At 70.9% G+C, this 24,814-nt stretch carries 18 protein-coding genes; 14 read left to right on the forward strand and 4 right to left on the reverse strand.

Annotated elements, in window-relative coordinates; genetic code table 11:
- The first annotated feature begins 85 nt into the window (after positions 1-85).
- The 3 genes from ACFY1J_RS04445 (at position 86) to ACFY1J_RS04455 (ending at position 2,386) form a co-directional block, all read left to right on the forward strand.
- Positions 86-691, forward strand: coding sequence for a YdbC family protein (locus ACFY1J_RS04445; RefSeq protein WP_390707538.1), 606 nt, complete (start codon positions 86-88; stop codon positions 689-691).
- A 119-nt stretch (positions 692-810) separates the two neighbouring features.
- Entirely contained in the window at positions 811-1,470 is a 660-nt protein-coding gene (locus ACFY1J_RS04450) for a histidine phosphatase family protein (protein WP_390707537.1), read from the forward strand.
- Between the two features lie 10 nt (positions 1,471-1,480).
- Positions 1,481-2,386, forward strand: a complete 906-nt coding sequence (locus tag ACFY1J_RS04455) for an ADP-ribosylglycohydrolase family protein (RefSeq protein WP_390707536.1) — start codon at positions 1,481-1,483, stop codon at positions 2,384-2,386.
- Positions 2,387-2,690: 304 nt separating this feature from the next.
- Here the strand turns inward: ACFY1J_RS04455 and ACFY1J_RS04460 are convergent, their stop codons facing one another.
- On the reverse strand, positions 2,691-4,238 hold the full coding sequence (locus tag ACFY1J_RS04460; RefSeq protein WP_390730575.1) for an MFS transporter: 1,548 nt from the start codon (positions 4,236-4,238) through the stop codon (positions 2,691-2,693).
- Positions 4,239-4,425: 187 nt separating this feature from the next.
- Between ACFY1J_RS04460 and ACFY1J_RS04465 the strand changes: the two genes are divergently transcribed.
- From ACFY1J_RS04465 to ACFY1J_RS04475, 3 genes are all read left to right on the forward strand, one after another.
- Positions 4,426-5,049, forward strand: a complete 624-nt coding sequence (locus ACFY1J_RS04465) for a TetR/AcrR family transcriptional regulator (protein WP_390707534.1) — start codon at positions 4,426-4,428, stop codon at positions 5,047-5,049.
- 80 nt (positions 5,050-5,129) lie between these two features.
- Positions 5,130-5,831, forward strand: a complete 702-nt coding sequence (locus ACFY1J_RS04470; protein WP_390707533.1) for a ribonuclease HII — start codon at positions 5,130-5,132, stop codon at positions 5,829-5,831.
- Between the two features lie 68 nt (positions 5,832-5,899).
- Positions 5,900-6,529 carry a hypothetical protein gene (locus ACFY1J_RS04475; RefSeq protein WP_390707532.1) on the forward strand — a complete coding sequence of 210 codons (630 nt, stop codon included), beginning with the start codon at positions 5,900-5,902 and terminating at the stop codon, positions 6,527-6,529.
- A gap of 464 nt (positions 6,530-6,993) precedes the next feature.
- Here the strand turns inward: ACFY1J_RS04475 and ACFY1J_RS04480 are convergent, their stop codons facing one another.
- Positions 6,994-7,614: a hypothetical protein gene (locus tag ACFY1J_RS04480; protein WP_390707531.1), complete on the reverse strand. Its 621-nt coding sequence runs from the start codon at positions 7,612-7,614 to the stop codon at positions 6,994-6,996.
- Positions 7,615-7,897: 283 nt separating this feature from the next.
- Positions 7,898-10,063 carry a RecQ family ATP-dependent DNA helicase gene (locus tag ACFY1J_RS04485; RefSeq protein WP_390730576.1) on the reverse strand — a complete coding sequence of 722 codons (2,166 nt, stop codon included), beginning with the start codon at positions 10,061-10,063 and terminating at the stop codon, positions 7,898-7,900.
- Between the two features lie 141 nt (positions 10,064-10,204).
- Here ACFY1J_RS04485 and ACFY1J_RS04490 point away from each other — a divergent pair, with 141 nt between their 5' ends.
- The 7 genes from ACFY1J_RS04490 (at position 10,205) to ACFY1J_RS04520 (ending at position 21,766) form a co-directional block, all read left to right on the forward strand.
- Entirely contained in the window at positions 10,205-11,773 is a 1,569-nt protein-coding gene (locus ACFY1J_RS04490) for a DUF4192 family protein (RefSeq protein WP_390707529.1), read from the forward strand.
- Between the two features lie 788 nt (positions 11,774-12,561).
- Positions 12,562-14,445 carry a glycogen debranching N-terminal domain-containing protein gene (locus ACFY1J_RS04495; RefSeq protein WP_390707608.1) on the forward strand — a complete coding sequence of 628 codons (1,884 nt, stop codon included), beginning with the start codon at positions 12,562-12,564 and terminating at the stop codon, positions 14,443-14,445.
- Positions 14,446-14,576: 131 nt separating this feature from the next.
- Positions 14,577-15,335: an NUDIX domain-containing protein gene (locus ACFY1J_RS04500; protein ID WP_390707528.1), complete on the forward strand. Its 759-nt coding sequence runs from the start codon at positions 14,577-14,579 to the stop codon at positions 15,333-15,335.
- A gap of 91 nt (positions 15,336-15,426) precedes the next feature.
- Positions 15,427-17,766: an ATP-binding cassette domain-containing protein gene (locus tag ACFY1J_RS04505; protein WP_390707527.1), complete on the forward strand. Its 2,340-nt coding sequence runs from the start codon at positions 15,427-15,429 to the stop codon at positions 17,764-17,766.
- 162 nt (positions 17,767-17,928) lie between these two features.
- Positions 17,929-18,816, forward strand: a complete 888-nt coding sequence (locus ACFY1J_RS04510; protein WP_390707526.1) for a FadR/GntR family transcriptional regulator — start codon at positions 17,929-17,931, stop codon at positions 18,814-18,816.
- A 428-nt stretch (positions 18,817-19,244) separates the two neighbouring features.
- Positions 19,245-20,786: an RNA polymerase sigma factor gene (locus ACFY1J_RS04515; protein WP_390707525.1), complete on the forward strand. Its 1,542-nt coding sequence runs from the start codon at positions 19,245-19,247 to the stop codon at positions 20,784-20,786.
- 116 nt (positions 20,787-20,902) lie between these two features.
- Complete coding sequence (locus tag ACFY1J_RS04520) at positions 20,903-21,766, forward strand: S1 family serine peptidase (RefSeq protein WP_390707524.1); 864 nt, start codon at positions 20,903-20,905, stop codon at positions 21,764-21,766.
- A gap of 96 nt (positions 21,767-21,862) precedes the next feature.
- Here the strand turns inward: ACFY1J_RS04520 and ACFY1J_RS04525 are convergent, their stop codons facing one another.
- Positions 21,863-22,093 carry a hypothetical protein gene (locus ACFY1J_RS04525; RefSeq protein ID WP_390707523.1) on the reverse strand — a complete coding sequence of 77 codons (231 nt, stop codon included), beginning with the start codon at positions 22,091-22,093 and terminating at the stop codon, positions 21,863-21,865.
- Between the two features lie 441 nt (positions 22,094-22,534).
- Between ACFY1J_RS04525 and ACFY1J_RS04530 the strand changes: the two genes are divergently transcribed.
- Entirely contained in the window at positions 22,535-24,658 is a 2,124-nt protein-coding gene (locus ACFY1J_RS04530; protein ID WP_390707522.1) for a type IIA DNA topoisomerase subunit B, read from the forward strand.
- Positions 24,659-24,814: the final 156 nt, after the last annotated feature.

Genomic DNA, 24,814 nt, shown 5'->3' on the forward strand with positions numbered 1-24,814 from the left:
CGTGCCATGCGCGCGGGGGAGTGTGCGCGGGTGATCTATGCCGGAGCGTGACCGACGCCACGCCCCATGGCCTTACGATGGCGCGGTGCTGGTCAAGTGGATTCGCTGCACCGTGGTGGACCGCCGCGGCTTCGAGCGGGGGCAGCGAAAGTGGGCGGGGCTTCTGGGGGAGCCGGGGTTTCGGGGACAGGGCGGTGGCTGGAGCCGGCAGCGGCCGGGGGTGGCGCACATATTCGCCTTCTGGGAGAGCCGTGCCTTCTACGACTCCTTCATGGCCCGCTCCCATGACCGGCTGGCGGCTGCCCAGTCCGGCACGTTCAAGGACGCGCAGGTCAAACTCTTCGAGTACCGGTTCGACGTGAAGACCGGCTTCGAGCCGCGGTTCACGGACTCCGACCTGATCCGTGTCGCCCTCTGTCGTGTTCACGAGGAGCGCGTCGAGCACTTCACACTGATGCAGGAGAAGGTGTGGAACCCCGCGATGGCCGGCTCGCCCGGCATGATCCGGGGGATGTTCGCCGAGGCCCCGGAGCACGAGTTCCTCGTCCTGTCGATGTGGCGGTCGGCCGCGGAGCACGGTAAGTACCGCACCGAGCGGGTGGAGCGCCTTGCCCTGCGGGCCCAGACGGAGGCGGACATCGCATCGCTGACCGGCGACATCGTGGAGCTGGAACCGTCCTGGACGGTTTGAAATCCGAACGCGTAAAACGTGTGCCTCTGTGTGGCTCCTGGTGCGGGATTCGTGTGACGTACGCCGTATGGAGCCCGTACGAGTGCTCGATCGGGCGTCGGCCGATCTAGGGTTTTGGCATGGCACGACCACGGCGCATCGTCCTTGTCCGGCACGGCGAGTCAACGGGCAATGTTGATGACTCCGTGTACGAGCGTGAACCCGACCATGCTCTGGGGCTCACCGAGCGGGGCTGGCAGCAGGCGGAGGAGACCGGCAAGCGGATCCGGGAGATCTTCGGGCGGGAGCGGGTGAGCGTGTACGTCTCCCCGTACCGCCGCACGCACGAGACCTTCCGCGCGTTCCATCTCGACCCCGAGCTCATACGGGTGCGCGAGGAACCCCGGCTGCGCGAGCAGGACTGGGGAAACTGGCAGGACCGCGACGACGTACGCGTGCAGAAGGCCTACCGGGACGCGTACGGGCACTTCTTCTTCCGCTTCCCCCAGGGAGAGTCCGGCGCCGATGTGTACGACCGGGTCGGCGGCTTCCTGGAGAGCCTGTTCCGCAGCTTCGAGGCCCCCGACCATCCGCCGAACGTCCTGCTGGTGACCCACGGTCTGGCCATGCGGCTGTTCTGCATGCGGTGGTTCCACTGGACGGTCGCCGAATTCGAGTCGCTCTCGAACCCGGGGAACGCCGAGATGCGGATGCTCGTACTCGGCGACGACGGCAAGTACACACTGGACCGGCCCTTCGAGCGCTGGCGGGACCCGGTGCCGCACTGGGTCACCGGTTAGAGTGGCGGCGATGACCGCTGACTCCTCTTCCTTCGGGCGCCTGGACCGCGCCCTGGCCAGCCTGCGCGGACTCGCGGTGGGGGACGCGCTGGGCTCACAGTTCTTCGTTCCGGCGAACTATCCGCTGCTGAAGCGCCGCGAGCTGCCGCCCGGCTCCTGGCAGTGGACGGACGACACGGAAATGGCCTGCTCCGTGGTCGCCGTCCTCGCCGCACACCACCGTGTCGACCAGGACGCGCTGGCGCTCTCCTTCGCCGAGCACCACGACTTCGACCGGGGCTACGGCCCCGCGGTCAACAGGCTGCTGCGCCTCGTGCGGGAGGGTGGCGACTGGCGTGAGCTGGCTTCCGGCCTGTTCAACGGGCAGGGGTCCTGGGGCAACGGGGCCGCGATGCGGATCGCACCGCTGGGTGCCTGGTACGCGGACGACCCGGAGCAGGCGACCCACCAGGCCGAGATCTCGGCGTACCCCACGCACCAGCACCGTGAGGCCGTCGTCGGCGCCATGGCCGTCGCCGCGGCCGCCGCGCTGGCCGCCGCCCCCGGCGGTCCGCCCACCCCGGAGTCATTCCTCGACGGGGTCATCGCCCTGGTGCCGAAGAGTGCCGTCGGCGCGGGCCTGCGGCGCGCCCGGGACATGCTCGACTACGGCGACGCCGGCACTGTCGCGGCCGTCCTGGGCTGCGGACGGCGTACGAGCGCCCATGACACCGTCCCCTTCGCCCTCTGGTCGGCGGCGCGGGCCCTCGGTGACTACGAGACGGCGTTCTGGACGACCTCACAGGTCGGCGGGGACGTGGACACCACCTGTGCCATCGTGGGCGGCGTGCTCGCCTCGGGCAAGGCGGGGACACCGCCCGCCGGGTGGGTGGAGCGTACGGAGACGCTGCCGGAGTGGGTGGCCGCGTCCGCCTGATGCCCGTGGGGCCGAGCTGACGCCTGTGGGGCCGAGCCGCCTTTGGGAACTCTCTGTGTTTGCCGGGAACTCTGCGTGATGGATGGGCGTTGTCCTGGCATCGCCGTGTGGCGTCCGGATGCGCACGGGCAAGAGGTTCCGCGGGTGGCAGGGGGTGTCGGGAGTGTCGTTCGTGCTGGTTCTGGTGCTGTCGGTGTTCCTCGTGGCCTCGTTGGCCGAAGTGCGGAAGGCCGGACCGTCGCCCTCGCCATCTGTCCCCCGGGCGTGGTCCGGTCTTCCGCTGTCTTGCGCGGACCCGGTCGGGTCAGCCGATTCCCGGGCCCGCCGTGCCGGCGAGGGCTTCGAGGTCGCTCTTGCGGACCTTGATCACCAGCCACGCTGTGGCCACGGCGAGCGCGGCCATCGAGGCGGCCGGAATGAACGCGGTCGAGATGCCGTGGGCGAGCACCTCGTGCCCCCAGGGCGCGGGCAGCTGATGGGTCTTGGCGAACTCCGCCTTCTGCTCCGGCGAGCCGTTGGCGAGGAACTTCGGCAACTGCTTCTTCGCCTCGTCCTTGCTGGCCGAGCCGAAGACGGTGGTGAGGATCGACAGACCCAGCGAACCGCCCACCTGCTGGGTGGCGTTGAGCAGTCCGGACGCGGCACCCGCCTCGTGCTGGGCGACGCCGGAGACAGCCGTCACGGTCACCGTCACGAAGTTGAGCCCCATGCCGAAGCCGAACACCAGCATCGGTCCGAGCACGCCGTCGGCGTACGAGCTGTCGGGGGTGATCAACGACTGCCAGACGAGCCCGATCACGACGAGTGTCGCACCGCTCATCATGAACGGCTTGGGGCCGAACGTGGGCAGGAACCGCTGCGAGAGACCCGCGCCGACCGCGATGGCGACCGTCACGGGCAGGAACGCCAGACCGGCCTTGATCGGGCTGTAGCCCAGCACGTTCTGCACGAACAGCACGATGTAGAAGAACATGCCGAACATCGCGGCCGCCAGGCTCAGCATGATCACGTATGTGCCGGAGCGGTTGCGGTCGGCGAACATCTTCAGGGGGGTGATCGGCTCCTTGGCCCGCATCTCGGTGAGCGCGAAGGCCACCAGCAGGACCACGGCGGCACCGAAGGAGCCGAGGGCCAGACTGTCGCGCCAGCCCTCCTCGGAGGCCCGGATGAAGCCGTACACGAGCGATGCCATACCGGCTGTCGAGGTCAGCGCGCCCGCGATGTCGAAGCGCCCGGGGTGTCGCTCGGACTCGTTGATGTAGATCGGGGTGAGCGCGGCGATGAGCACGCCGATCGGCACATTGACGAAGAGCACCCAGCGCCAGTCGAGCCACTCGGTCAGCATGCCGCCCGCGAGCAGGCCGATGGCGCCACCACCCGCGGAGACGGCGGCGAAGACGCCGAACGCCCGGTTCCGCTCCGGCCCTTCGGGGAACGTGGTGGTGATGAGCGCCAGCGAGGTGGGCGACGCGATGGCGCCACCCATGCCCTGCAGGGCGCGCGCGGCGAGCAGCTGCCAGGGTTCCTGGGCGATTCCGCCGAGCAGCGAGGCGAAGGTGAACAGCAGGATGCCCGTCATGAACACCCGGCGGCGACCGAGGATGTCACCGGCTCGCGCGCCGAGCAGGAGGAGGCCTCCGAAGGTCAGCGTGTAGGCGCTGACCACCCATGTGAGGTCCGTGGTGCTGAACTTGAGCGCGTCTTGAATGTGCGGGAGAGCGATGTTCACAATCGTCGCATCGAGTACCACCATGAGTTGGCAGGCCGCGATGACGGTGAGTGCGATGCCGGGGTGTCCCTCCCGGCGGGCTGCTCCAGGCTTTTCGTTCTGTATCAGCTGAGAGGTTGTCACTATGAGTCCCCCACGAAGGCGTTAGTGAACGCAGGCGTTCACTGTCCTGTCAACGGTAGTGAGTTCCTGACAGAGAACGCAAGCGTTCACTTAGCTCACCGTCGCGCCTCGCGTCCCCCTCTGCCGTCGCGCGATGTGTCCCCAGTCCCGCAATCCCCGCTTCACCCTGCTCGCTGGAGAAACTCAGATGGTTACCTCGCGCTGGACGGCCGCCCCCGCTCGGACGGCCTCCCTTCGCCGGCGCGGCGCCGTGCTCGAACGCGCGATCCTGGACGCCGCGCTGGAGCAGCTCAGTACGGTCGGCTGGAAGGGCCTCACGATGGAGGGTGTCGCCGCCGGTGCCCAGACCGGCAAGGCGGCCGTCTATCGCCGCTGGCCGTCCAAGGAGGATCTCGTCGCCGACGCGCTCCAGGCCGGACTGCCGCGTCCGGCGGAGGCGCCCGACCTGGGGACAGTGCGCGAGGACCTGCTCGCCCTGTGCCGCCAGGCGCGTCGCGCGATGTTCTCGCGACCCGGCTTCGCCCTCCGAGCCGTCATTCACGAATGTGATCCCGCGCAGGCCGAGCGCTTCCATGGCCTGATTTTCGAAGGGGTTGTGGAGCCGACCATCAGGCTGCTGCGTGAGGTCATCACCCGTGGAATAGGACGGGGAGAGGTTCGCTCGGATGCGGCGAACAGCTATGTCTTCGACGCTATTCCGGCGATGATGATGTACCGGTCCAAGGTGTGCGCCAGCGAATGGACCGACCAGGATCTCGAAGAGATGATCGACCAGTTGATGCTTCCGCTGCTGCGCCCGGACGGGGCCTGATCCGGGGCCGCGTCGGCCCCGGGCCCGCCGGGTGAGCCGGGTGTCGCTCGGGGATCTCGGCGGCGTAGGCTAAGGGCGCCATGCCGTACGAACCGCCTACTCACACCGTCGAGCGCTCCCTCCGCGCCACGATCGGAGCGAAGGTCATCGCCGGTGTCGACGAGGTGGGGCGCGGCGCCTGGGCGGGACCTGTCACCGTCTGCGCGGCGGTCACCGGACTCCGTCGGCCGCCCGAGGGCCTCACCGATTCCAAGCTGCTCACCGTCAAGCGCCGCACGGAGCTGTCCGCGGAGCTGCTGAAGTGGGTGACGGCCTATGCCCTGGGGCACGCCTCCCCGGAGGAGATCGACGCTCTGGGGATGACGGCGGCGCTGCGCCTCGCCGCCGTACGGGCCCTGGAGGCCTTGCCGATCCGCCCCGACGCGGTGATCCTCGACGGGAAGCACGACTACCTCGGAGCCCCCTGGAAGGTCCGCACGGTGATCAAGGGCGACCGCTCGTGCGTGGCGGTGGCGGCGGCTTCGGTGATTGCCAAGGTTCAGCGCGACAAAATGATGGCCGAACTGGGTATCGACCATGCAGACTTCGGTTTTGCGGACAACGCCGGGTATCCGTCGCCCGTGCACAAGGCCGCACTGGAGGAGCGGGGCCCCACCCCGTACCACCGGTTGTCGTGGGCGTATCTTGATGCGCTGCCCCAGTGGCGGCACCTCAAGAAGGTCCGCAGCTGGGCGGAGGGAAGCGTTCCTGAGATCGAGGGTCAGCTGGGCTTCGATTTCTGACCGTTCCCCCCGCGCTGTTGTGCCACCCGGTCGCGCGAGTCGCACCAACGTTTGATAAAAATCAGCTCATGCCTCTCATTCCCGAGGAGCCTCAGATTCACGAGAGTGCCCAGGGTCCCCGCGCCACTCCGGCCAGTGGCCGTACCGCGCCGACCCCTCGCCCCGTACCCGGCCCCCGCCCCGCGGCTCCGTCGCGTCCCGGTCGTCCCGGCCCTCTCCGGCCCGGGCAACCGGTGCAACGTACGCCGCGCGACGTGGCCGCCAAGCCGGGCCCGTCGGGTCCGGCCGCTCCCGCCGCAGCCGCGGCGACTCCGCAGATCCAGCTGATCCCGGCCTCTGTCGAGGGTGCCCTCGACGCCGCCGAGGAGGCAGTGGACCTGCTCCTGGACTCGGGCCGTGCCCCCGGTGACGTGCTGGTGATCACCACCGGCGAACCGCACCCGTGGGCCGACCACGAGCTGTCCTTCGGTGAAGCCTCCTACTGGGCCCAGCACGACGCGGGCGACGACGTCTTCTACACGGGTGCCGCCATGGCCTCGCGTGCCGCGTCCCGTCCTGTCGTCGTGGTTGCCGTCAACGGTGGTCCTGCCGCCGCTGCCGCGACCGCGCTCCCGCTGGCCCACACCCGGGCCGGTGCCCTGCTGGTCGTCTGCGGTGACCCGCAGCAGATCAACTCGGTGCTGGGCGCGGGCGTCTGAGCCCTGTCCGGCACCTCCGGGAGCACCGGGGGTGCCGAGGGTGCCGCAGCGGTGGCACCGGCACGGTGTGCCCTTCGGCGTGCCCGGAATCCGGTGGCGGCCCTGCCCCGCTGAGGGGCGGCTTCCGGACGGACGGGCGGCTCAGGGCTTGGTGGAGGCGTGCGGTGTGACGACGCCGACGTGCCCGTCGAGCGGCGGGTCCGGAGTGTCGTATCCGTCCCCGGTCCGCGGTACGGCATCTCGCAGGCGCCGTACCCACGCGCTGTGACCGGTGCGTACGCGGATCCCGTGTCCCGCGCCCGAAGAACTCCGAGGAGCCCATCGGCGCCGTCGGAGCCCGGGCCGGTACACCCTCCCCGAGCCGCCGTGGTCCCGTCTCCACCTGTGTGGCGCGCAGCGCTTCGGGAGCGGCCGACCCGGTGGTCGTTCGGCCCGGCGTCACGCGAACGCGGAGCCGGTGCCCCTCAGCGGGCCGCTGCGCGGCGCAGGACGTCCGACATGGCGCCGCCGGTGCGGGGCGACGGGGCCGGCACGTCCGATATGCCGAAGGGTTCAGGTGTCGAGTCCGAGTTCGGGCGGCGGCCGCCACGGCCCTCGCCGAGCACCTGCCAGCCGTCGCGGGTCAGCGTGATGTACGCCCCGCAGCGCAGCCCGTGCAGCGTGCAGGCGTCACGCAGCCCCCACATCCACGCGCCGTCCTCCTCCGTCCAACGCGCGTCCCCCTCACGGCAGTAGAGCAGCACGGCGGTGCGCACCGGTGTGCGGCGCCGCAGATCGTGCGGTATGACCCGGCGCAGTTGGTCCAGCAGGGCGTTGCGAAACATCCATCCGTCGGCCGGCGCCGGGCGCCGGGTGAAGGAGGCGCTCGCCAGCAGCCGTTCCTCCGGGTCGAGGACGGCCACGATCGCCGTCGCCGCCCTGGGACCGTGCCGCGTGTGCAGCCCGCTGACGACCTCGCGGGGGTTGCGAAGCAGTGGGATGCCGGCGGCCGCCCACTCGGCAGGCTCAAGCAGGCGACTGGCGGACGCGGCGGACGCGGACGTCGACAACGAGGCCGCCGAGGACGGAGCGAATCCGAAGGTCACGTTCCTCCCTTCGGCTACGCGCCCACACAGCGGGCGGGGTCTGATTCGGGGGAGCGCACACCGCAGCGAAGCCCAACCGGATCACGAGCGAGCCGTGCGGGGAGCGGACTTCAATTCTTCCTGTCGAACTTGGATGCGGCAACGAGCAATTGGGGCCACCGACTGTTATCTGGTGGTGCGTGGCTTATATCCCTACCTTGTGAGGCGCCTGGCAACGTACGTGACGTTCGAGCACGATACGTGCGTACGCCGCGGACGGGGGCGGCGCCCGCGCATCCGTGGATCAGCCCTGCATGGCCAGGACCAGCGGCAACACCCCCTGCGCCCCGGACCTCCTGAGCAGCCGGGCCGCGACCGCCAGGGTCCAGCCGGTCTCCGTGTAGTCGTCCACGAGCAGAACGGGACCCCCGGCCTCGGCGAGAGCCGCGGCCAGGGCGGGCGGAACGGTCAGCGCGCCGTCGAGAACCTTCAGGCGCTGCGCGCTGTTGCTGCGGGAGCCGCGCGGCACCTCGCCCATGTACTCCACGGAGCCCAGCAGCGGCAGCCTGCCGATCTCCGCGATGCGCGCGCCCAGGGATTGGATCAGCCGCGGCCTGGTGCGCGAGGCGACGGTGACGATGCCCACCGGCCGGGGCGGCGCGCCTTCCTCGCCGGAAGCCCAGCCGCCGGGGCCCTTGGCCCAGTCGGCCAGGACGCCCACCACGGCCCTCGCCACATCGTCCGGCACGGGAGCGTCCGGCGCCTGCGGTGCGAGCATCGGCCGCAGCCGGTTGCCCCAGCCGATGTCCGACAGTCGCCCCAACGCCCGCCCCGCCGAAGCCTGTTCCCCGGCCGGAACGCGCCCCTTGAGATCAATGCCGATCGCCGGTAGCCCCGTCGGCCACATGCGACGGGGTTCCACTTCGACTCCCGCGCGGCCCAGATCGACGCGCGCCGCATCCAGCGCGGCCGTCGAGGTGTCCGCCGTGAAACGCGCTCCCGCGCAGTTGTCGCAGCGGCCGCAGGGCTTCGCGCCCTCGTCGTCGAGCTGCCGCTGCAGATACTCCATGCGGCAGCCTGTCGTGGACGCGTACTCGCGCATCGCCTGCTGCTCGGCCGCCCTCTGCCGCGCCACCCAGGCGTACCGCTCGGCCTCGTACGTCCACTGCTGACCGGTCGCGATCCAACCGCCCTTGACGCGCCTGACCGCACCGTCGACGTCGAGGACCTTCAGCATGGTCTCCAGACGCGACCGGCGCAGCTCCACCAGCGGTTCCAGGGCGGGTAGGGACAAGGGGCCGGCGGCCCGGGCGAGGACATCCAGGGTGCGCCGCACCAGGTCCTCGGAAGGGAAGGCCAGCGACGCGAAGTACTCCCAGATCGCCTCGTCCTCCTTGCCCGGCAGCAGGAGTACCTCGGCGTGCTCGACACCGCGCCCGGCACGGCCGACCTGCTGGTAGTAGGCGATGGGGGAAGAGGGCGAGCCGAGGTGCACCACGAAGCCGAGGTCGGGCTTGTCGAAGCCCATGCCGAGGGCGGAGGTGGCGATCAGCGCCTTGACTCGGTTGCCGAGCAGATCGTCCTCGGCCTGCTGCCGGTCGGCGTTCTCCGTCTTTCCCGTGTACGAGGCGACGGTGTGTCCCCGCTGCCTGAGGAAGGCGGTGACCTCCTCGGCCGCCGCCACGGTGAGCGTGTAGACGATGCCGGAACCCGGCAGGTCGTCGAGGTGGTCGGCGAGCCAGGCCATGCGGTGCGCGGCGTCCGGCAGCCGCAGCACGTTCAGGCTCAGGCTCTCCCGGTCGAGCGGGCCGCGCAGCACCAGTGCGTCGGATGTGCCTCCGGTGCCGAGCTGCTCCGCGACGTCGGCGGTCACCCGTGCGTTGGCCGTGGCCGTGGTGGCCAGGACGGGTACACCCGGCGGGAGGTCGGCGAGCATGGTGCGCAGCCGTCGGTAGTCGGGGCGGAAGTCGTGGCCCCAGTCGGAGATGCAGTGGGCCTCGTCCACGACGAGCAGTCCGGTCGCGGCGGCCAGTTTGGGCAGGACCTGGTCGCGGAAGTCGGGGTTGTTGAGGCGTTCCGGGCTGACTAGCAGCACGTCGACGTCGCCCGCCGCGATCTCCCCCTGGACGGTGTCCCATTCCTCGGTGTTGGAGGAGTTGATGGTCCGGGCGTGGATGCCGGCGCGGGCCGCCGCCTCCACCTGGTTGCGCATCAGCGCGAGGAGCGGCGAGACGATGACGGTCGGGCCACTGCCCCGGGCCCGCAGCAGCGAGGTGGCCACGAAGTAGACGGCGGACTTGCCCCAGCCCGTGCGCTGGACGACCAGGGCCCGGCGCCGGTCGGCGACCAGCGCCTCGATCGCCCGCCACTGGTCCTCGCGCAGTCTCGCTGTGCCCGTGGCGTCCCCGACGAGACGGGCGAGGACGGCGTCGGCCTGCGTCCTGAGGTCCGCGTTGCTCGTGTGCTCCATGCGTCCCATACAACAGGACGGCACTGACATCCGGGCGGTCCGTGGACGGCGGGCGGAAGTGCTCCGGTTGTTTGTCGTGTCCCTGTTCGGACTTATCCACAGGACCAAGCGGAATCTCGGGATCCGCGAGATCGTCTGCGCATGACGAATCACAGTGAAACGACCGGACCTTCCGAAAACGGCGATATCGCAGGACGTGACGCGCACAGCGGGCGCGCCGCGGACGCGGGGCGAGCGGAGACGGCGCGCATCGCAGACCTCGGGCCCACGGCACACGAAAGCCAGATCACGCTGCGCACCCCGGCCGAGCTGGCCGACGCCCTGCCCTATCTGCTCGGCTACCGCCCCGAGGACAGCATCGTGCTGGTGGCCCTGCACGACCGGGGAGGCCGCGGCCGCTTCGGCGGCCGGGCCCGGCTCGGCATCCCCGCGAGCACGGACGACTGGGAGTCGGCCGCCCGTCAGTTGGCCCAGGGCCTGGTGGCCGGCAGCGAGCGCAGGGGCGCCCGGCCCGAGCAGATGGTCGCCTACGTCTGTCAGGAACCGGCGAAGGGTGAGTCGGGCCGGGACGTCATGCGGCGGCTGCGTCCGCTTGCCCAACTGCTGCGCACCGAGTGCGGGCACCTCGACGTACCGGTCATCGAGGCGGTGTGCATCTCGGACGGCCGCTTCTGGTCCTACTGCTGCCCGAACGAGGGGTGCTGTCCGGACGACGGAACACCGATGGGCCTGCCCGGCACCTCCGTACTCGCGGCAGCGGCCACCTACGCCGGTATCCAAGTGCGAGGCACGCTGCGCGAGTTGCGAGCCAGGCTCCTTCCCTGGGAGACCTCTGCCGCACTGACGCAGGAGATCGTCCTGGACGCCATGGGCATGACCGTGGTGCCCAGGATCATCGACGACGCGACGCGCGCGCAGGTCGCCGAGGAGACCCTTGGCCTCGCCGAGCGGGTCATGGCCCGGCTTGCCGCAGCGCCGTCGGTGTCCGGCACGCTCCCCGCGGACCTTCGCGACGACGAACTGATCACGCACGAGGAAGCGGCGAAGCTGATCCTCGGCCTGCAGGACCGCACGACCCGGGACCGGGCCGCGGCATGGATGGAAGGTGACGAGGCCGGCCCGGCGCTGCGTCTGTGGCGTGCTCTGGCCCGCCGATGCGTCGGGCCGTACGGCGAACACGCCGCCGCACCCCTCACCCTCGCGGGCTGGGTCGCCTGGTCGAGCGGCGACGACCTCGAAGCCAGGGAGGCCCTGGCGATGGCCCTGGGCGCGGACCCGGACTACCTGTTCGCCCGCCTCCTGCACCAGGCCTGCAACGAGGGACTGGATCCGGAGGCGATCCGCCGCTGCCTGCGTGCGGGACGCACGGGAGGTGTGGAGACGGAGGCCGCTGAGGACGAGGGGACGGAGGCGGACGCGGACTCGGCCCCGACTCGGCCGGGTGTCTCGGAGAGCGCCTCCCGCCGACACCACCGCGCTCGTGCCGCCGACGGCGCCGACCGTCAGCCGCGCTCGACACGCGCGAAGGGCCGACGGCCCCGGCCGGTCGGCACGCATCCGCGCACCCCGGCACCCGGCCGTGCGCGCCCAGGTGGCTCAAGGCCGGCCAGTACGCGCACGCGTGCCGGAGGGAAGGGCGACGCGCGGCGCGACGACGCCGCATCAGGAGGCAACCGGTCCGGAAGCAATGGCCCGGAGGCGGATGCATGAGCAACAGTTGGTGCGTTGCCTCGGTTGCCTGGTGCCTGCTGGTCGCTTGGCGTCTGCTGTCCGGTCGGGGCACGTGGCGACTGGCCGGGCCGACTCGGCCCAGTGCAGGGGGCCCGCTACCACCGCACTGGTGTCGGCGCCGGGCGATGGGTCCGAAGAGTGAACCCGCACTCAAGAACCGCGGCCATTCGGTCGCTTCCCTGATGGGAGGCGTGACCAGGCGGACTTCCGTGCCGTTCACCTGGGTGGCGGTACCCCCGGACGGGCTGCGCCGCCGCACGTCCGATGTTCCTCCGGAGCACGCCACCCGGCGCCGAGCACGTCCGAGGCGCACAGAGCGCAGAAGAAACCGCCGCATGCATCAGCCGACTCCGCCCTTCGCAACCGACGACCACCCCTCTGTCCCCGACAGCCCTGCACCGTCACCGCCCGTCGAAGCAGTCCCCCCGCGACCGACCAGCACGGCGGACCCGACCCTGCCACGGGCCCCGGGGCCCGACCCCATGCCTGCGCCGTGGCAGACCGGAGCTTTTCCCCGACTCACGGATCCCCGGCTCATGGAAGACTCCCGCCGGTCGTCGTCCGCGTCGCAGAGCCGGTCTCCGGACTCCTCGACGCCCCGAGACCGGTTCCCGTCCGTGCCTGCGGGTCGGCTCCCACGTCCGACCGCGTCCCCGTCTCACGGGGCCATCGCAGGCGCGCCGCCATCGGTTCTCCGTCGCACCGCCGACCTTCCGCCCACCCACACGGCCTTGATCTGCGTCGCCCTGCCGGGCCTCGCCATCTCCATGGAGGAGGGGCAGCTGGCCGGGCGGGGTCTGGAGGGGTTCTACCGGGCGGGCCGACGGCTGCTCTCGCGCTGCCAGGTCCGCGTGGGCGGACGAGAACCGCTGGCGGTGCAGGCCAGGATGGCCGGAGCGGATCAGGCCCGCTTCGTGGGAACGGTGCGCACCGCCTCGGCCGCCGGACCGGATCCGGACGTCGTCGTCGAGCGGATCCGGCACGCCGACGGCACCGAGCGCATCACCTTCCACAGCGCTGCCCTGCGCCCGCTGCGGCTGCCGGTCGAGGTGGCCCTCGGTACGGACCTCGCGGACCTGAGCGCCATTGCCTCCGGCAACGCGGGCCCCGAACTGCCCGCCACCGTCCACGACTCCGGCCTGCGCTGGACCCACGCCGCGGGGACCTCCACGGTCACGGCCGCCCCGCCGCCTGCCGACGCCCTGGCCTCAGCGGGACTGCTGTGCTGGGAGTTCGAACTGCCACCAGGTGCGACGGTGACCGTGGAACTGCGCGTACGGCCGGGCGGGGCAGGACCGCTCAGGGCCGCGGGCCGTGCGGCGACGAGCCCCCTGGCGCACGCCCGGGCGGCGGGCGACGACCCCAGGGCCGCGATCCTGATGCGGACGAGCATCGAGGATCTCCGGGCTCTGCTGCTGCGGGATCCGGCCCACCCCACCGACACCTATCTCGCGGCAGGGGCGCCTTGGCGCTGTGGCATGGCCCCGGCCGAGGCACTCGCCGCCGCGCGCATGACGCTGCCCCTCGGCACCAGGCTCGCCGTCGGCACACTGCGCACCCTCGCCCGTACACAACTCACCGGTGCGGGACCGCAGACAGGCATGATCCCCGGACCGCGACGCGACGCGGGCACGCACATGCCGCCCGGTTGCACGGGTACGGAGGCCACACTGCTGTTCCCCGTCCTGCTCGCGGAGGCCCGCCGCTGGGGGCTCCCGGAGCAGGAGGCCGAAGAACTGCTGCCCACGGCCGAGTGGTGTCTGACCTGGCTGCGCACCACCGTGCGCGGCAGCACGTACCTGTGCGACCCGCAGCCCGGAGGCCCCGTCCGCTGCGAGACCCAGGCCCACGCCCATCGCGCGGCACTGCTGGGCGCCGATCTCCTGGAGGCGTACGGCAGACCCGGCGGCACCGAACTTCGCCAGTGGGCGCGGGAACTGCGGGCGGCGTTCCAAAGTGACTTCTGGATCGACGATCATGGCGGCGGTCGTCCGGCGGCGGCCCGTGCCCCGGACGGACGGCTGCTTCCGCACCTCGGCGCTGCCGCCGCCCACCTCCTCGACACCGGTCTGCTCGGCGCGGGAGAACCGGCGCCCGGTCTGCTCGACAGAGCGCAGACCGACCAGCTTGCCCGGCTGCTCGGCGGCCCCGCCCTGGACTCCGGCTGGGGGCTGCGCGGACTGGGCACGAAGGAGGCGGGACACAACCCGTTCGGCCACCGGACCGGGGCCGTACGCGTCCAGGAGACGGCGCTCGCCGTCGCCGGGCTGGCCGCGGCGGGCCATGAGCAGGAGGCGAGCGGCCTGCTGCGCGGTGTCCTGGCGGCTGCCGAGCGCTTCGGCCACCGGCTGCCCGAGATGTACGCGGGCGAGCAGCGCTCCGAGGGGAGCGCACCCGTTCCCCACCCGGCGGCCTGCCGCCCGGCGGCCGCGGCGGCGGCCTCCGGGGTCCTGCTGCTCACCGCGCTCGCGGGCATCCGCCCCGACGCCCCGGCCCGGACGATCACGCTGCGCCCCGTGCAGAGCGTGCCCCTGGGAGAGATCGGCTTCACGGGGCTGCGGATCGCCGGGGCACCCTTCTCCGTACGGGTCAGCAGACTCGGACTCGCCATGGTCGAGGAGGCGGCGGAGGGCCTGCAGTTGGGAGTGTGACCTCGTACGACGCGACCCGCGCGAGGTGCGCGAGCCGACTCGCGGGCCCTGTGCCGGACGGAAGTGGATCAGCTGTCGATGCGGCTCAAGAAGGGAGTGTTTATCGTCAGGCAGACGACTATGATCGCCGCATGCCCTACGACCCGTCAGCATTTCCGCCCTTTGCCGTCACCGTGGACCTGGTCGTGCTGACCGTGCGCCGCCATGCCCTGTGCGCGCTGGCGGTGCGCAGGGGTGAGCCCCCGTTCCAGGGGCGCTGGGCGCTGCCCGGCGGCTTCGTACGGGCCGACGAGGACCTGGCGCAGGCCGCGGCCCGCGAGCTTGCCGAGGAGACGGGGCTGCACGCCCACGACCCTTCCTCCCCCGTCCAGGACGGCGGCGCCCACCTCGAGCAGCTCGCCACCTACGGCGACCCCAAGCGGGACCCGCGCATGCGAGTGGTCAGCGTCGCGCACCTCGCCCTCGCTCCCGACCTGCCGGCACCCCGGGCCGGCGGCGACGCGAGCAACGCGCGCTGGGCACCGGTGGAGGAGCTGCTCCAGCAGGGCGGATACGGCCGTGACGGTGAGCCGGTGGCGCCGCTCGCCTTCGACCACGCCCAGATCCTGGCCGACGGGGTCGAGCGGGCCCGCTCCAAGATCGAGTACTCGTCGCTGGCCACCGCTTTCTGCCCGCCCGAGTTCACCGTCGGAGAGCTGCGCCGCGTCTACGAGGCCGTCTGGGGCGTGGCTCTCGACCCGCGCAACTTCCACCGCAAGGTGACCGGCACCCCTGGATTCCTCGTCCCCGCCGGCGGCACGACCACGCGCCAGGGCGGCCGCCCGGCCCAGCTCTTCCGCGCGGGCGGCGCCACACTGCTCAACCCCCCGATGCTGCGCCCCGAGGTGTGAGGCTGCGGCGGCGGAGACCGGACGGGCGGCCCTGGCAGGACAGAAGGGGTGATACCCGAAAAATCTGACGAAGCGCGCTATCTTGCTTCAGGTGATCCAGGCCTTCGGACTGACCAGCAACCCCCGCAAGGCGCACCCGCCCGCCGTCGACGACGTCTCGTTCGAGGCGCGCGCGGGCCGTGTCACCGCGCTCCTCGGGGCATCGGGCGCGGGCAAGACGACGGCGCTCCGGCTGATGCTCGAACTCCAACAGGGCCGCGGGATCACCTGCTTCAGGGGCCGGCCCCTGCACCGCATCACCCACCCCTCACGCGAAGTCGGCGTCCTCCTCGGCGATGTGCCCGGGCATCCGGCCCGCTCGGTCCGAGGACACCTGCGCATGCTGTGCGCCGCGGCGGGAGTACCCGCCCGGCGCGCCGACGAGGTCCTCGAAGTGGTCGGCCTCGCAGGCCTGCGCGAGGAGCGCCTGGGCACACTGTCCAGGGGCATGGACCGCCGGCTAGGCCTGGCCTGCGTCCTGCTGTCCGACCCGCACACCCTCGTGCTGGACGACCCCGCGCACGGCCTGTCGGTCCGCGAGGCCCGGTGGCTGCACGGCATGCTCCGGACGCACGCGAGCCAGGGTGGCACGGTCCTGTTCGCCACGGCCGACCCCAAGGAAGCCGCGCGCACCGCCGACCAGGTCGTCACCCTGGAGGGCGGAAGGCTCGTCGCCGACCAGGAGGCGGCGGAGTTCGGCCGCACCCGCCTGCGCCCCCGCGTGGCCGTCCGCAGCCCGCACGCCGCCCGCCTGGCGGCCGTACTCACCAAGGAGGCCCGCACCGGCCGGCGCTCCGTCGAGGTCGTACATGAGGGCGGCAACCGCCTCTCCGTGTATGGCAGTACGACCGCCGACGTAGGGGAGACCGCGTTCCGTCATGGCATCCTCGTCCACCAACTCGCGGACGAGACGGGCGACATGGGCCCCGGGGCCGGAACGCCGACGACGGACGGATCCCACCCGGCCGACGGATCGGTGGAGGCGAACCGCCCGGCCCCCGCCGACGAGTCGCCGACCGCCGAACAGCCGAAGACTCCCGGCGACGCGGTGGCGGCGGAGCGGGCGGAGTCGGCCGACCGCCCGGGGGGCGCGGAGGGGCCGAAGGCGTTCGGCGGTGCGGTGCCGACGGATCAGGCGACGACGTCCCACGGTCCGCTTGCGGCGCATGGGCCAAGGACGCCTGACGATCCCGCCGCCGCGGATCGACCGGAAACTCCTGGCGACGCAGCCGCCACAGATCGGTCGCAGATCCTCGACGACCTCCCCGAGCCGGACCAGCCGCAGTCCCTCGACGAGCCCTACGTGCCAGGTCAGTCGCGATCCGACCCCGGTCCGCCCGCTCCGGACGCGCCGCCGACCACCGTGCCCGCGGGACCACCCGCCGCCTCGGTCTCCGCCGCCGAGAGTGAGCAGGCCCAGGTCGGCGGCGCGCGCACGGCCGACGCGGAGGCAACCGATGACGGCTCGGAACCCGACGACCCCACTCCCACCCCGTCCACCACCGCCGCGCATCGCCACCACGCGTCCGGAACCCGGCTCAGGGCCGGCCACTCACGCCCCGCCGACCCCCTCGCTCCCGGTGATCTGTCCCCCCTCCCGCCCCCCATCTCCGTCCGCCCCGCCCCCAGTCCCCTCCGCCCCCTCCGCTACGAACTCCGCCGGGCCGCCGGCATCGGCACGGGCTTCGTCACCTGCGGTGCCGTGCTCGTGGTGTCCGCGCTCACCGCCGTACTGCTCGCTCGCCTCGGCCACACCGCGCAGGCGCGTCTGTTCGCGGCGTGGCCCCAGGAGCTGCCTCTGCCGCCCGCGGCGCTCGGCGCGGGGCTGCTCGGCGCGCTGGCCTTCGGTGACGAGTTCCGCCACCCCGCCCTGGCGGCCGACCGCGGCACCGTGCCCCGACGGCTGGGGCTGCTCACCGCGAAACTCCTCGTCTCCGGCGCCACGGCGCTGATGCTGGCCTTCCTCACCGTGGGCTGCGACGCGGAGTTGCTCTATCTCGTATACGGCCGGGAGCTCACGCAGGTTCCCGCCGACTGGCTTTCGGTGACCGCGAGTTGGTTCGGGCTCGTGACCGGGTGCGCCTGGGCCGGAGTGCTGGCCGCGGGCGTCTTCAGGTCCACCGCGGCCGGGCTCGCCGCGGTCCTCGCCGTACCCGTCGTGGTCGTACCCCTGGTGCAGAAGGCGCTGCAGGGGCCCGCGGTGCGGATGGCGGCGGGGCTTCCCGGGCGGATGCGGGAGGTCTTCCTGCTGCAGTGGCCGTTCGGGGGAGAGCGATATCTGACCGCGGCTGCCAGGGTGCTCGCCCAACCCGTGGGCGGCGCCCTCACGTTGTCGCTGACCGCCCTGCTCTGCGCGTATGTGCTGACGACCCTGCGGAGCAGGGTCCGATGACGACCGTCCGTACGCTTCGAGTCCGCCCGTGCACACAACCTCCCGGAGAACGCCCATTTCTTTCCGATAAGGCGTCAATTGCGACGGGGTGAGCGATCACCCTTTCGTGTGCTTTTCACCAAAGACCTCAAGGGAGTTGGAGACGGCGCCGACAAAGGTTCCGTGAGTACCCTTGCGCACACCATGATGACCGCCGCCCGCCCCGCAGACTCCGGTCTGGTCGGCCCGGGCGAACTCGACCGCTACCCCTACACGGAGGCCCCCGCCACCGACCGCGTCGGAGCGCCTGTCTGGGACGGTGCGGAACCCGAGCTGGGCCGTGTGGGCCGGCGCGCCGCGGGCAGTCGCGGACGCGGGCTGCACGGCCAACTCGTTCAGCAACTGGGCCAGATGATCGTCTCGGGCGACCTGGGCGCGGACCGCCCGCTCGTCCCGGAGGAGATCGGCCAGCGCTTCGAGGTCTCCCGCACCGTAGTCCGCGAGTCCCTCCGTGTCCTGGAGGCCAAGGGCCTGGTCAGCGCCCGCCCGAACGTCGGCACGCGCGTGCGTCCCGTCAGCGACTGGAACCTTCTCGACCCGGACATCATCGAGTGGCGGGCCTTCGGGCCGCAGCGTGACGACCAGCGGCGCGAGCTGAGCGAGCTGCGCTGGACGATCGAGCCGCTCGCCGCGCGCCTCGCCGCCGGGCACGGGCGCGAGGACGTCCAGCAGCGCCTCTCCGACATGGTCGAGATCATGAGCCACGCCATGGGGCAGGGTGACGCACTCACCTTCTCCCGCGCCGACTCCGAGTTCCACACGCTGCTCATCCAGATCGCGGGCAACCGCATGCTGGAGCACCTCTCGGGCATCGTGTCGGCCGCCCTGCAGGTCTCCGGCGGCCCGGTCACCGGTTGCGACCGGCCGAACGAGGGGTCACTGGCCCAGCACGCGCGGATCGTCGACGCCCTGGGCACCGGCGACGGTGCGGCGGCCGAGGCGGCCATGCGGCAACTGCTGACCGTTCATCCCGAGGTGGAGCGCGTGGTGCCTGCGCCACGCGAACACTGAGCCCGCCCCGCGGGCGGTGCGGTCGGTGAGTGCCGCGTTCTCGTGGCTGCGCCGGGCCCCGGAACCCGTCTGCCACCGGACCCCGCCGGACCCTCAGAAGTCCGGCGGGGTCCGGCGGTGCGACAAGGTGGCATATGCGTCGGTGCGGCCTCGGTCAAGGACATCGGTGACATCATCTGCCCGTGTCTGACCGTTTTTGAGTGGTTACGCGGTGTGACTCGGGCCACGCAGATTGGGCGTAACGCTCACGGGATCAGCGCGATGACCTAAGAGGTGACAGCCGCGGAGGGAATACGGACGCCGTTCAAGGCGCTGTGAATCTTCCCGGCCCCCGCCCGCGCCGTCGGCCCATCCCCAAGCCGGCGGTCGGCTCCAGTCCATTTTGGACGGGGCCGAAAGCCGTTTTCCAACGTTCCGAGAGGTTGTTCGTGTCGGCCAGCACATCCCGTACGCTCCCGCCGGAGATTGCCGAGTCCGTCTCTGTCATGGCGCTCATTGAGCGGGGAAAGGCTGAGGGGCAGATCGCCGGCGATGACGTGCGTCGGGCCTTCGAAGCTGACCAGATTCCGGCCACTCAGTGGAAGAACGTACTGCGCAGCCTCAACCAGATCCTCGAGGAAGAGGGTGTGACGCTGATGGTCAGTGCCGCGGAGCCCAAGCGCACCCGAAAGAGCGTCGCAGCGAAGAGTCCGGCCAAGCGCACCGCCACCAAGACGGTCGCGGCGAAGACGGTGACCACCAGGAAGGCCACCGCCACCACGGCTGCCCCGGTCGCGTCCGCCGAACCTGCCGCCGTCGATCCCGCCGAGGAAGCCGCACCCGCCAAGAAGGCCGCTGCCAAGAAGGCGACCGCCAAGAAGGCTGTCGCGAAGAAGACCGTCGCCAAGAAGACGGCGGCCAAGAAGACCACCGCCAAGAAGGACGACGGCGAGCTCGTCGAGGAAGAGGTGCTCGAGGACGCCAAGGGCACCGAGGAGCCCGAGGGCGCCGAGAGTGCGGGCTTCGTGCTGTCCGACGAGGACGAGGACGACGCGCCCGCGCAGCAGGTCGCCGCGGCCGGCGCCACCGCCGACCCGGTCAAGGACTACCTCAAGCAGATCGGCAAGGTCCCCCTGCTCAACGCCGAGCAGGAGGTCGAGCTCGCCAAGCGCATCGAGGCCGGTCTGTTCGCCGAGGACAAGCTGGCGAACGCCGACAAGCTCGCGCCGAAGCTCAAGCGTGAGCTGGAGATCATCGCGGAGGACGGCCGCCGCGCCAAGAACCACCTCTTGGAGGCCAACCTCCGTCTGGTGGTCTCCCTGGCCAAGCGCTACACCGGCCGCGGCATGCTCTTCCTGGACCTCATCCAGGAGGGCAACCTCGGTCTGATCCGCGCGGTCGAGAAGTTCGACTACACCAAGGGCTACAAGTTCTCCACGTACGCCACGTGGTGGATCCGTCAGGCGATCACCCGCGCGATGGCCGACCAGGCCCGCACCATCCGTATCCCGGTGCACATGGTCGAGGTCATCAACAAGCTCGCGCGCGTGCAGCGCCAGATGCTCCAGGACCTGGGCCGCGAGCCCACCCCGGAGGAGCTGGCCAAGGAGCTCGACATGACCCCGGAGAAGGTCATCGAGGTCCAGAAGTACGGCCGTGAGCCCATCTCGCTGCACACCCCGCTGGGCGAGGACGGCGACAGCGAGTTCGGTGACCTCATCGAGGACTCCGAGGCCGTCGTCCCGGCCGACGCGGTCAGCTTCACGCTCCTCCAGGAGCAGCTGCACTCCGTCCTCGACACCCTGTCCGAGCGCGAGGCGGGCGTCGTGTCCATGCGTTTCGGTCTCACCGACGGTCAGCCGAAGACCCTCGACGAGATCGGCAAGGTGTACGGCGTGACGCGTGAGCGGATCCGCCAGATCGAGTCCAAGACCATGTCGAAGCTGCGCCACCCTTCGCGTTCCCAGGTGCTGCGCGACTACCTCGACTAGGTCGCCCTCGTACGGCCGGCCCGGTCTCCCCTTGGGGGGCCGGGCCTTCGCGCTGCGCAGTGCGGCGCTCTGGATGACTCTGGGTGTTCCAAGAGCACCCTGAGTGAGGAGCGAGCATGCGTCGTACGTTTGCGCGGGCATGGGTCCAGCCGCTGGTCCTGGCGGCTGCCGCGACCGCAATACCGCTGGCGACCGCGGCCCCCGTCGCCGCGGACAGCATTGTCGTAGGTGGCTTCCCCGTCGATGTGTCACAGGTGCCCTGGACTGTCGCGCTGTCCAGCCGTGACCGGTTCGGGGGTATGCGGGCGGGACAGTTCTGCGGTGGCGTGGCGATCGACCGCAGCACTGTGCTGAGCGCTGCCCACTGCCTGGGCGAGGACGTCCTGGGTGGCCCGCCGGACGAGGCGCGGGACCTCAGGGTCATCGCGGGCCGTACGGACCTCTTGTCGGGCCAGGGCGAGGAGATCGCCGTGCGCGCGGTCCGGATCAATCCGCACTACGACCCGGTCGGCAATACCGGAGACTTCGCCGTGCTCACCCTTGCCAAGCCCCTGCCGCAGAGCTCGGTCATCACCATGGCGGCAGCGGGTGATCCCGCGTACACCCCCGGAACGAGCGCCATGGTCACCGGATGGGGCGACACGACGGGCACTGGCGACTACACGCGGCAACTGCATGCCGCGCGCGTGCGCGTGCTGCCCGACGAGCAGTGCAAGGAGGCCTATCCCGGCAGAGAGGAAGGCACGTACCAGGCCGGCTCCATGCTGTGCGCGGGGCAGACACAGGGCGGTCCCGACGCCTGCCAGGGCGACAGCGGGGGCCCGCTGGTCGCCAATGGGCGGCTGATCGGGCTCGTCTCCTGGGGGGACGGCTGTGGCCGCGCGGGGAGCCCCGGGGTCTATACCCGTGTGTCCGAGGTCGTACGGACGCTGGGCCAGGTCGGCGGGAGCGGGGCACCGAAGGCGCACCGGGGGGCCTGAGAGGCCGTGAGGACGAGGGCGGGCGGTCGCTCCTGGGAGGAGCGACCGCCCGAACACCGGCCTGTGCCGGGGCTGGCTCGTCGTGGATGCGAGAGGTCAGCGCTCTTCTTCGGAGGCGATTGCCGGAACGGACGTCAGCCGCTCCGTCTCGTCCTGTATCTCAGCGGCGATCTTCTTGAGTTCCGGCTCGAACTTGCGACCGTGGTGGGCGCAAAAGAGCAGTTCACCGCCGCTGAGCAGGACTACGCGCAGGTAGGCCTGGGCGCCGCAGCGGTCGCAGCGATCGGCGGCCGTCAGCGGGCTCGCGGGGGTCAGAACAGTAGTCACGTCGCCTCTTCTCTAGCTCGACGAGCTGTCGTACCAGGGTCAACATCCAACCAGCCCGAAAACGTTCCCGCTCGTGGCATTTCCTCGAAAAAATCTTTCCGGGGCGGCTGTCTGCTGCCGGTTGGCGGCGAATGTGCCGTATTGCGTGTTTTGTGTGCTTACGGGTTCGCGCTGTCTATCGGTTTGGGTCCCCCCGGCTGGCTTGCCGGTTGTTCATGAGGACGTGCCCGGAGCCTAAATGGTTCATGCCTCGAAGGGAACGTGATATGTACTTCACTCCATCGAGGGATCGAACACGCATGCGACTCTGGACTAGTCTGAGTTCAGAGTGAGGGTGGCGTTACAACGGCTCTACCAGGCCTCGGTACCCTCTGAGCGGCGACCGAAGCCGGGCCCCTACCCAGAAGGGGCCCAACTGAAATTCAGCGAGGAGCGAACCGCGTGACCGCCGATAAGTCCGTGCCGTCCACAGCGCTGCTGGCAGGAGCAGACCGGGACGGTTCCAACTACACCGCGCGGCACCTGCTCGTCCTCGAGGGCCTCGAGGCCGTGCGCAAGCGCCCCGGTATGTACATCGGATCGACCGACAGCCGCGGCCTCATGCACTGCCTGTGGGAGATCATCGACAACTCCGTGGACGAGGCCCTCGGTGGCTACTGCGACCACATCGAGGTGATCCTCCACGACGACGGCTCCGTGGAAGTGCGGGACAACGGCCGCGGCATCCCCGTGGACGTCGAGCCCAAGACAGGCATGTCCGGAGTCGAGGTCGTCATGACCAAGCTGCACGCCGGCGGCAAGTTCGGCGGTGGCTCGTACGCGGCCTCCGGCGGTCTGCACGGCGTCGGTGCCTCCGTGGTCAACGCGCTGTCCGCCCGTCTCGACGTCGAGGTGGACCGCGGCGGCCACACCCACGCCATCAGCTTCCGCCGCGGCGTCCCGGGTGCCTTCGCGACGGACGGCCCGGATGCCAAGTTCGAGGCCAAGAGCGGCCTGGCCAAGGCCAAGAGGATCCCCAAGACCCGCACCGGCACGCGCGTGCGCTACTGGGCCGACCGCCAGATCTTCCTCAAGGACGCGAAGCTCGACCTGGAGACGCTGCACCAGCGCGCCCGCCAGACCGCGTTCCTCGTGCCCGGCCTCACCATCGTCGTCCGCGACGAGTACGGCCTGGGCGAGGGCGGCAGCAAGGGCGAGGAATCCTTCCGCTTCGACGGCGGCATCAGTGAGTTCTGCGAGTACCTGGCGACCGACAAGCCGGTCTGCGACGTCCTCCGCTTCACCGGACAGGGCACCTTCAAGGAGACCGTCCCGGTCCTGGACGACCACGGCCAGATGACGCCCACCGAGGTCACGCGCGAGCTCGGCGTCGACGTCGCGATGCGTTGGGGGACCGGCTACGACGCGACCCTCAGGTCGTTCGTCAACATCATCGCCACTCCCAAGGGCGGCACCCATGTCGCCGGCTTCGAGCAGGCGGTCAAGGAAACGCTGAACGAGGTGCTGCGCGCCAAGAAGCTGCTGCGCGTCGCCGAGGACGACATCGTCAAGGACGACGCCCTCGAGGGACTCACCGCGGTCGTCACCGTCCGTCTCGCGGAACCGCAGTTCGAGGGCCAGACCAAGGAGGTCCTCGGCACGTCGGCCGCCCGCCGGATCGTGAACAACGTGATCGCCAAGGAGCTCAAGGCCTTCCTGACCTCCACCAAGCGCGACGCGGCCGCCCAGGCCCGGGTGGTCATGGAGAAGGTGGTCGCCGCCGCCCGTACGCGCATCGCGGCCCGCCAGCACAAGGACGCGCAGCGCCGCAAGACGGCCCTGGAGTCCTCGTCCCTGCCCGCCAAGCTCGCCGACTGCCGCAGTGACGACGTCGAGCGCAGCGAGCTGTTCATCGTCGAGGGAGACTCCGCGCTCGGCACGGCGAAGCTGGCCCGGAACTCCGAGTTCCAGGCGCTCCTGCCGATCCGCGGCAAGATCCTCAACGTCCAGAAGTCGTCCGTGACGGACATGCTGAAGAACGCCGAGTGCGGCGCGATCATCCAGGTCATAGGGGCGGGCTCGGGCCGGACCTTCGACCTCGACGCGGCCCGGTACGGCAAGATCATCATGATGACGGACGCCGATGTGGACGGCTCCCACATCCGGTGCCTGCTGCTGACGCTGTTCCAGCGCTACATGCGGCCCATGGTCGAGGCCGGCCGCGTCTTCGCCGCGGTGCCGCCGCTGCATCGCATCGAGCTCGTCCAGCCGAAGAAGGGCCAGGACAAGTACGTCTACACCTATTCGGACCGTGAGCTGCGCGACAAGCTCATGGAGTTCCAGAGCAAGGGCGTCCGGTACAAGGACTCCATCCAGCGCTACAAGGGTCTGGGCGAGATGGACGCGGACCAGCTGGCCGAGACCACGATGGACCCGCGCCACCGCACCCTGCGCCGGATCAACCTCTCCGACCTGGAGGCCGCCGAGCAGGTCTTCGATCTGCTGATGGGCAACGACGTCGCGCCCCGCAAGGAGTTCATCTCCAGCTCGGCGGCGACGCTGGACCGGTCGCGGATCGACGCGTAGCGGCAGCGCCGGGCCTGGGCCGGTTCCGTGACCGGCCCAGGTGGGTGTGACTCGGCGGTACTCGCCTGGTTCTGCGGGGCTCGCATCACTTCGTGATACTCGTGCGGCCTCACGGTACGAGTGCGGCCTCGCCGTTTCTCCACCCGTGGGTGGATG

It is taken from the genome of Streptomyces sp. NPDC001406 (genome assembly GCF_042895285.1).
Taxonomy (GTDB): domain Bacteria; phylum Actinomycetota; class Actinomycetes; order Streptomycetales; family Streptomycetaceae; genus Streptomyces.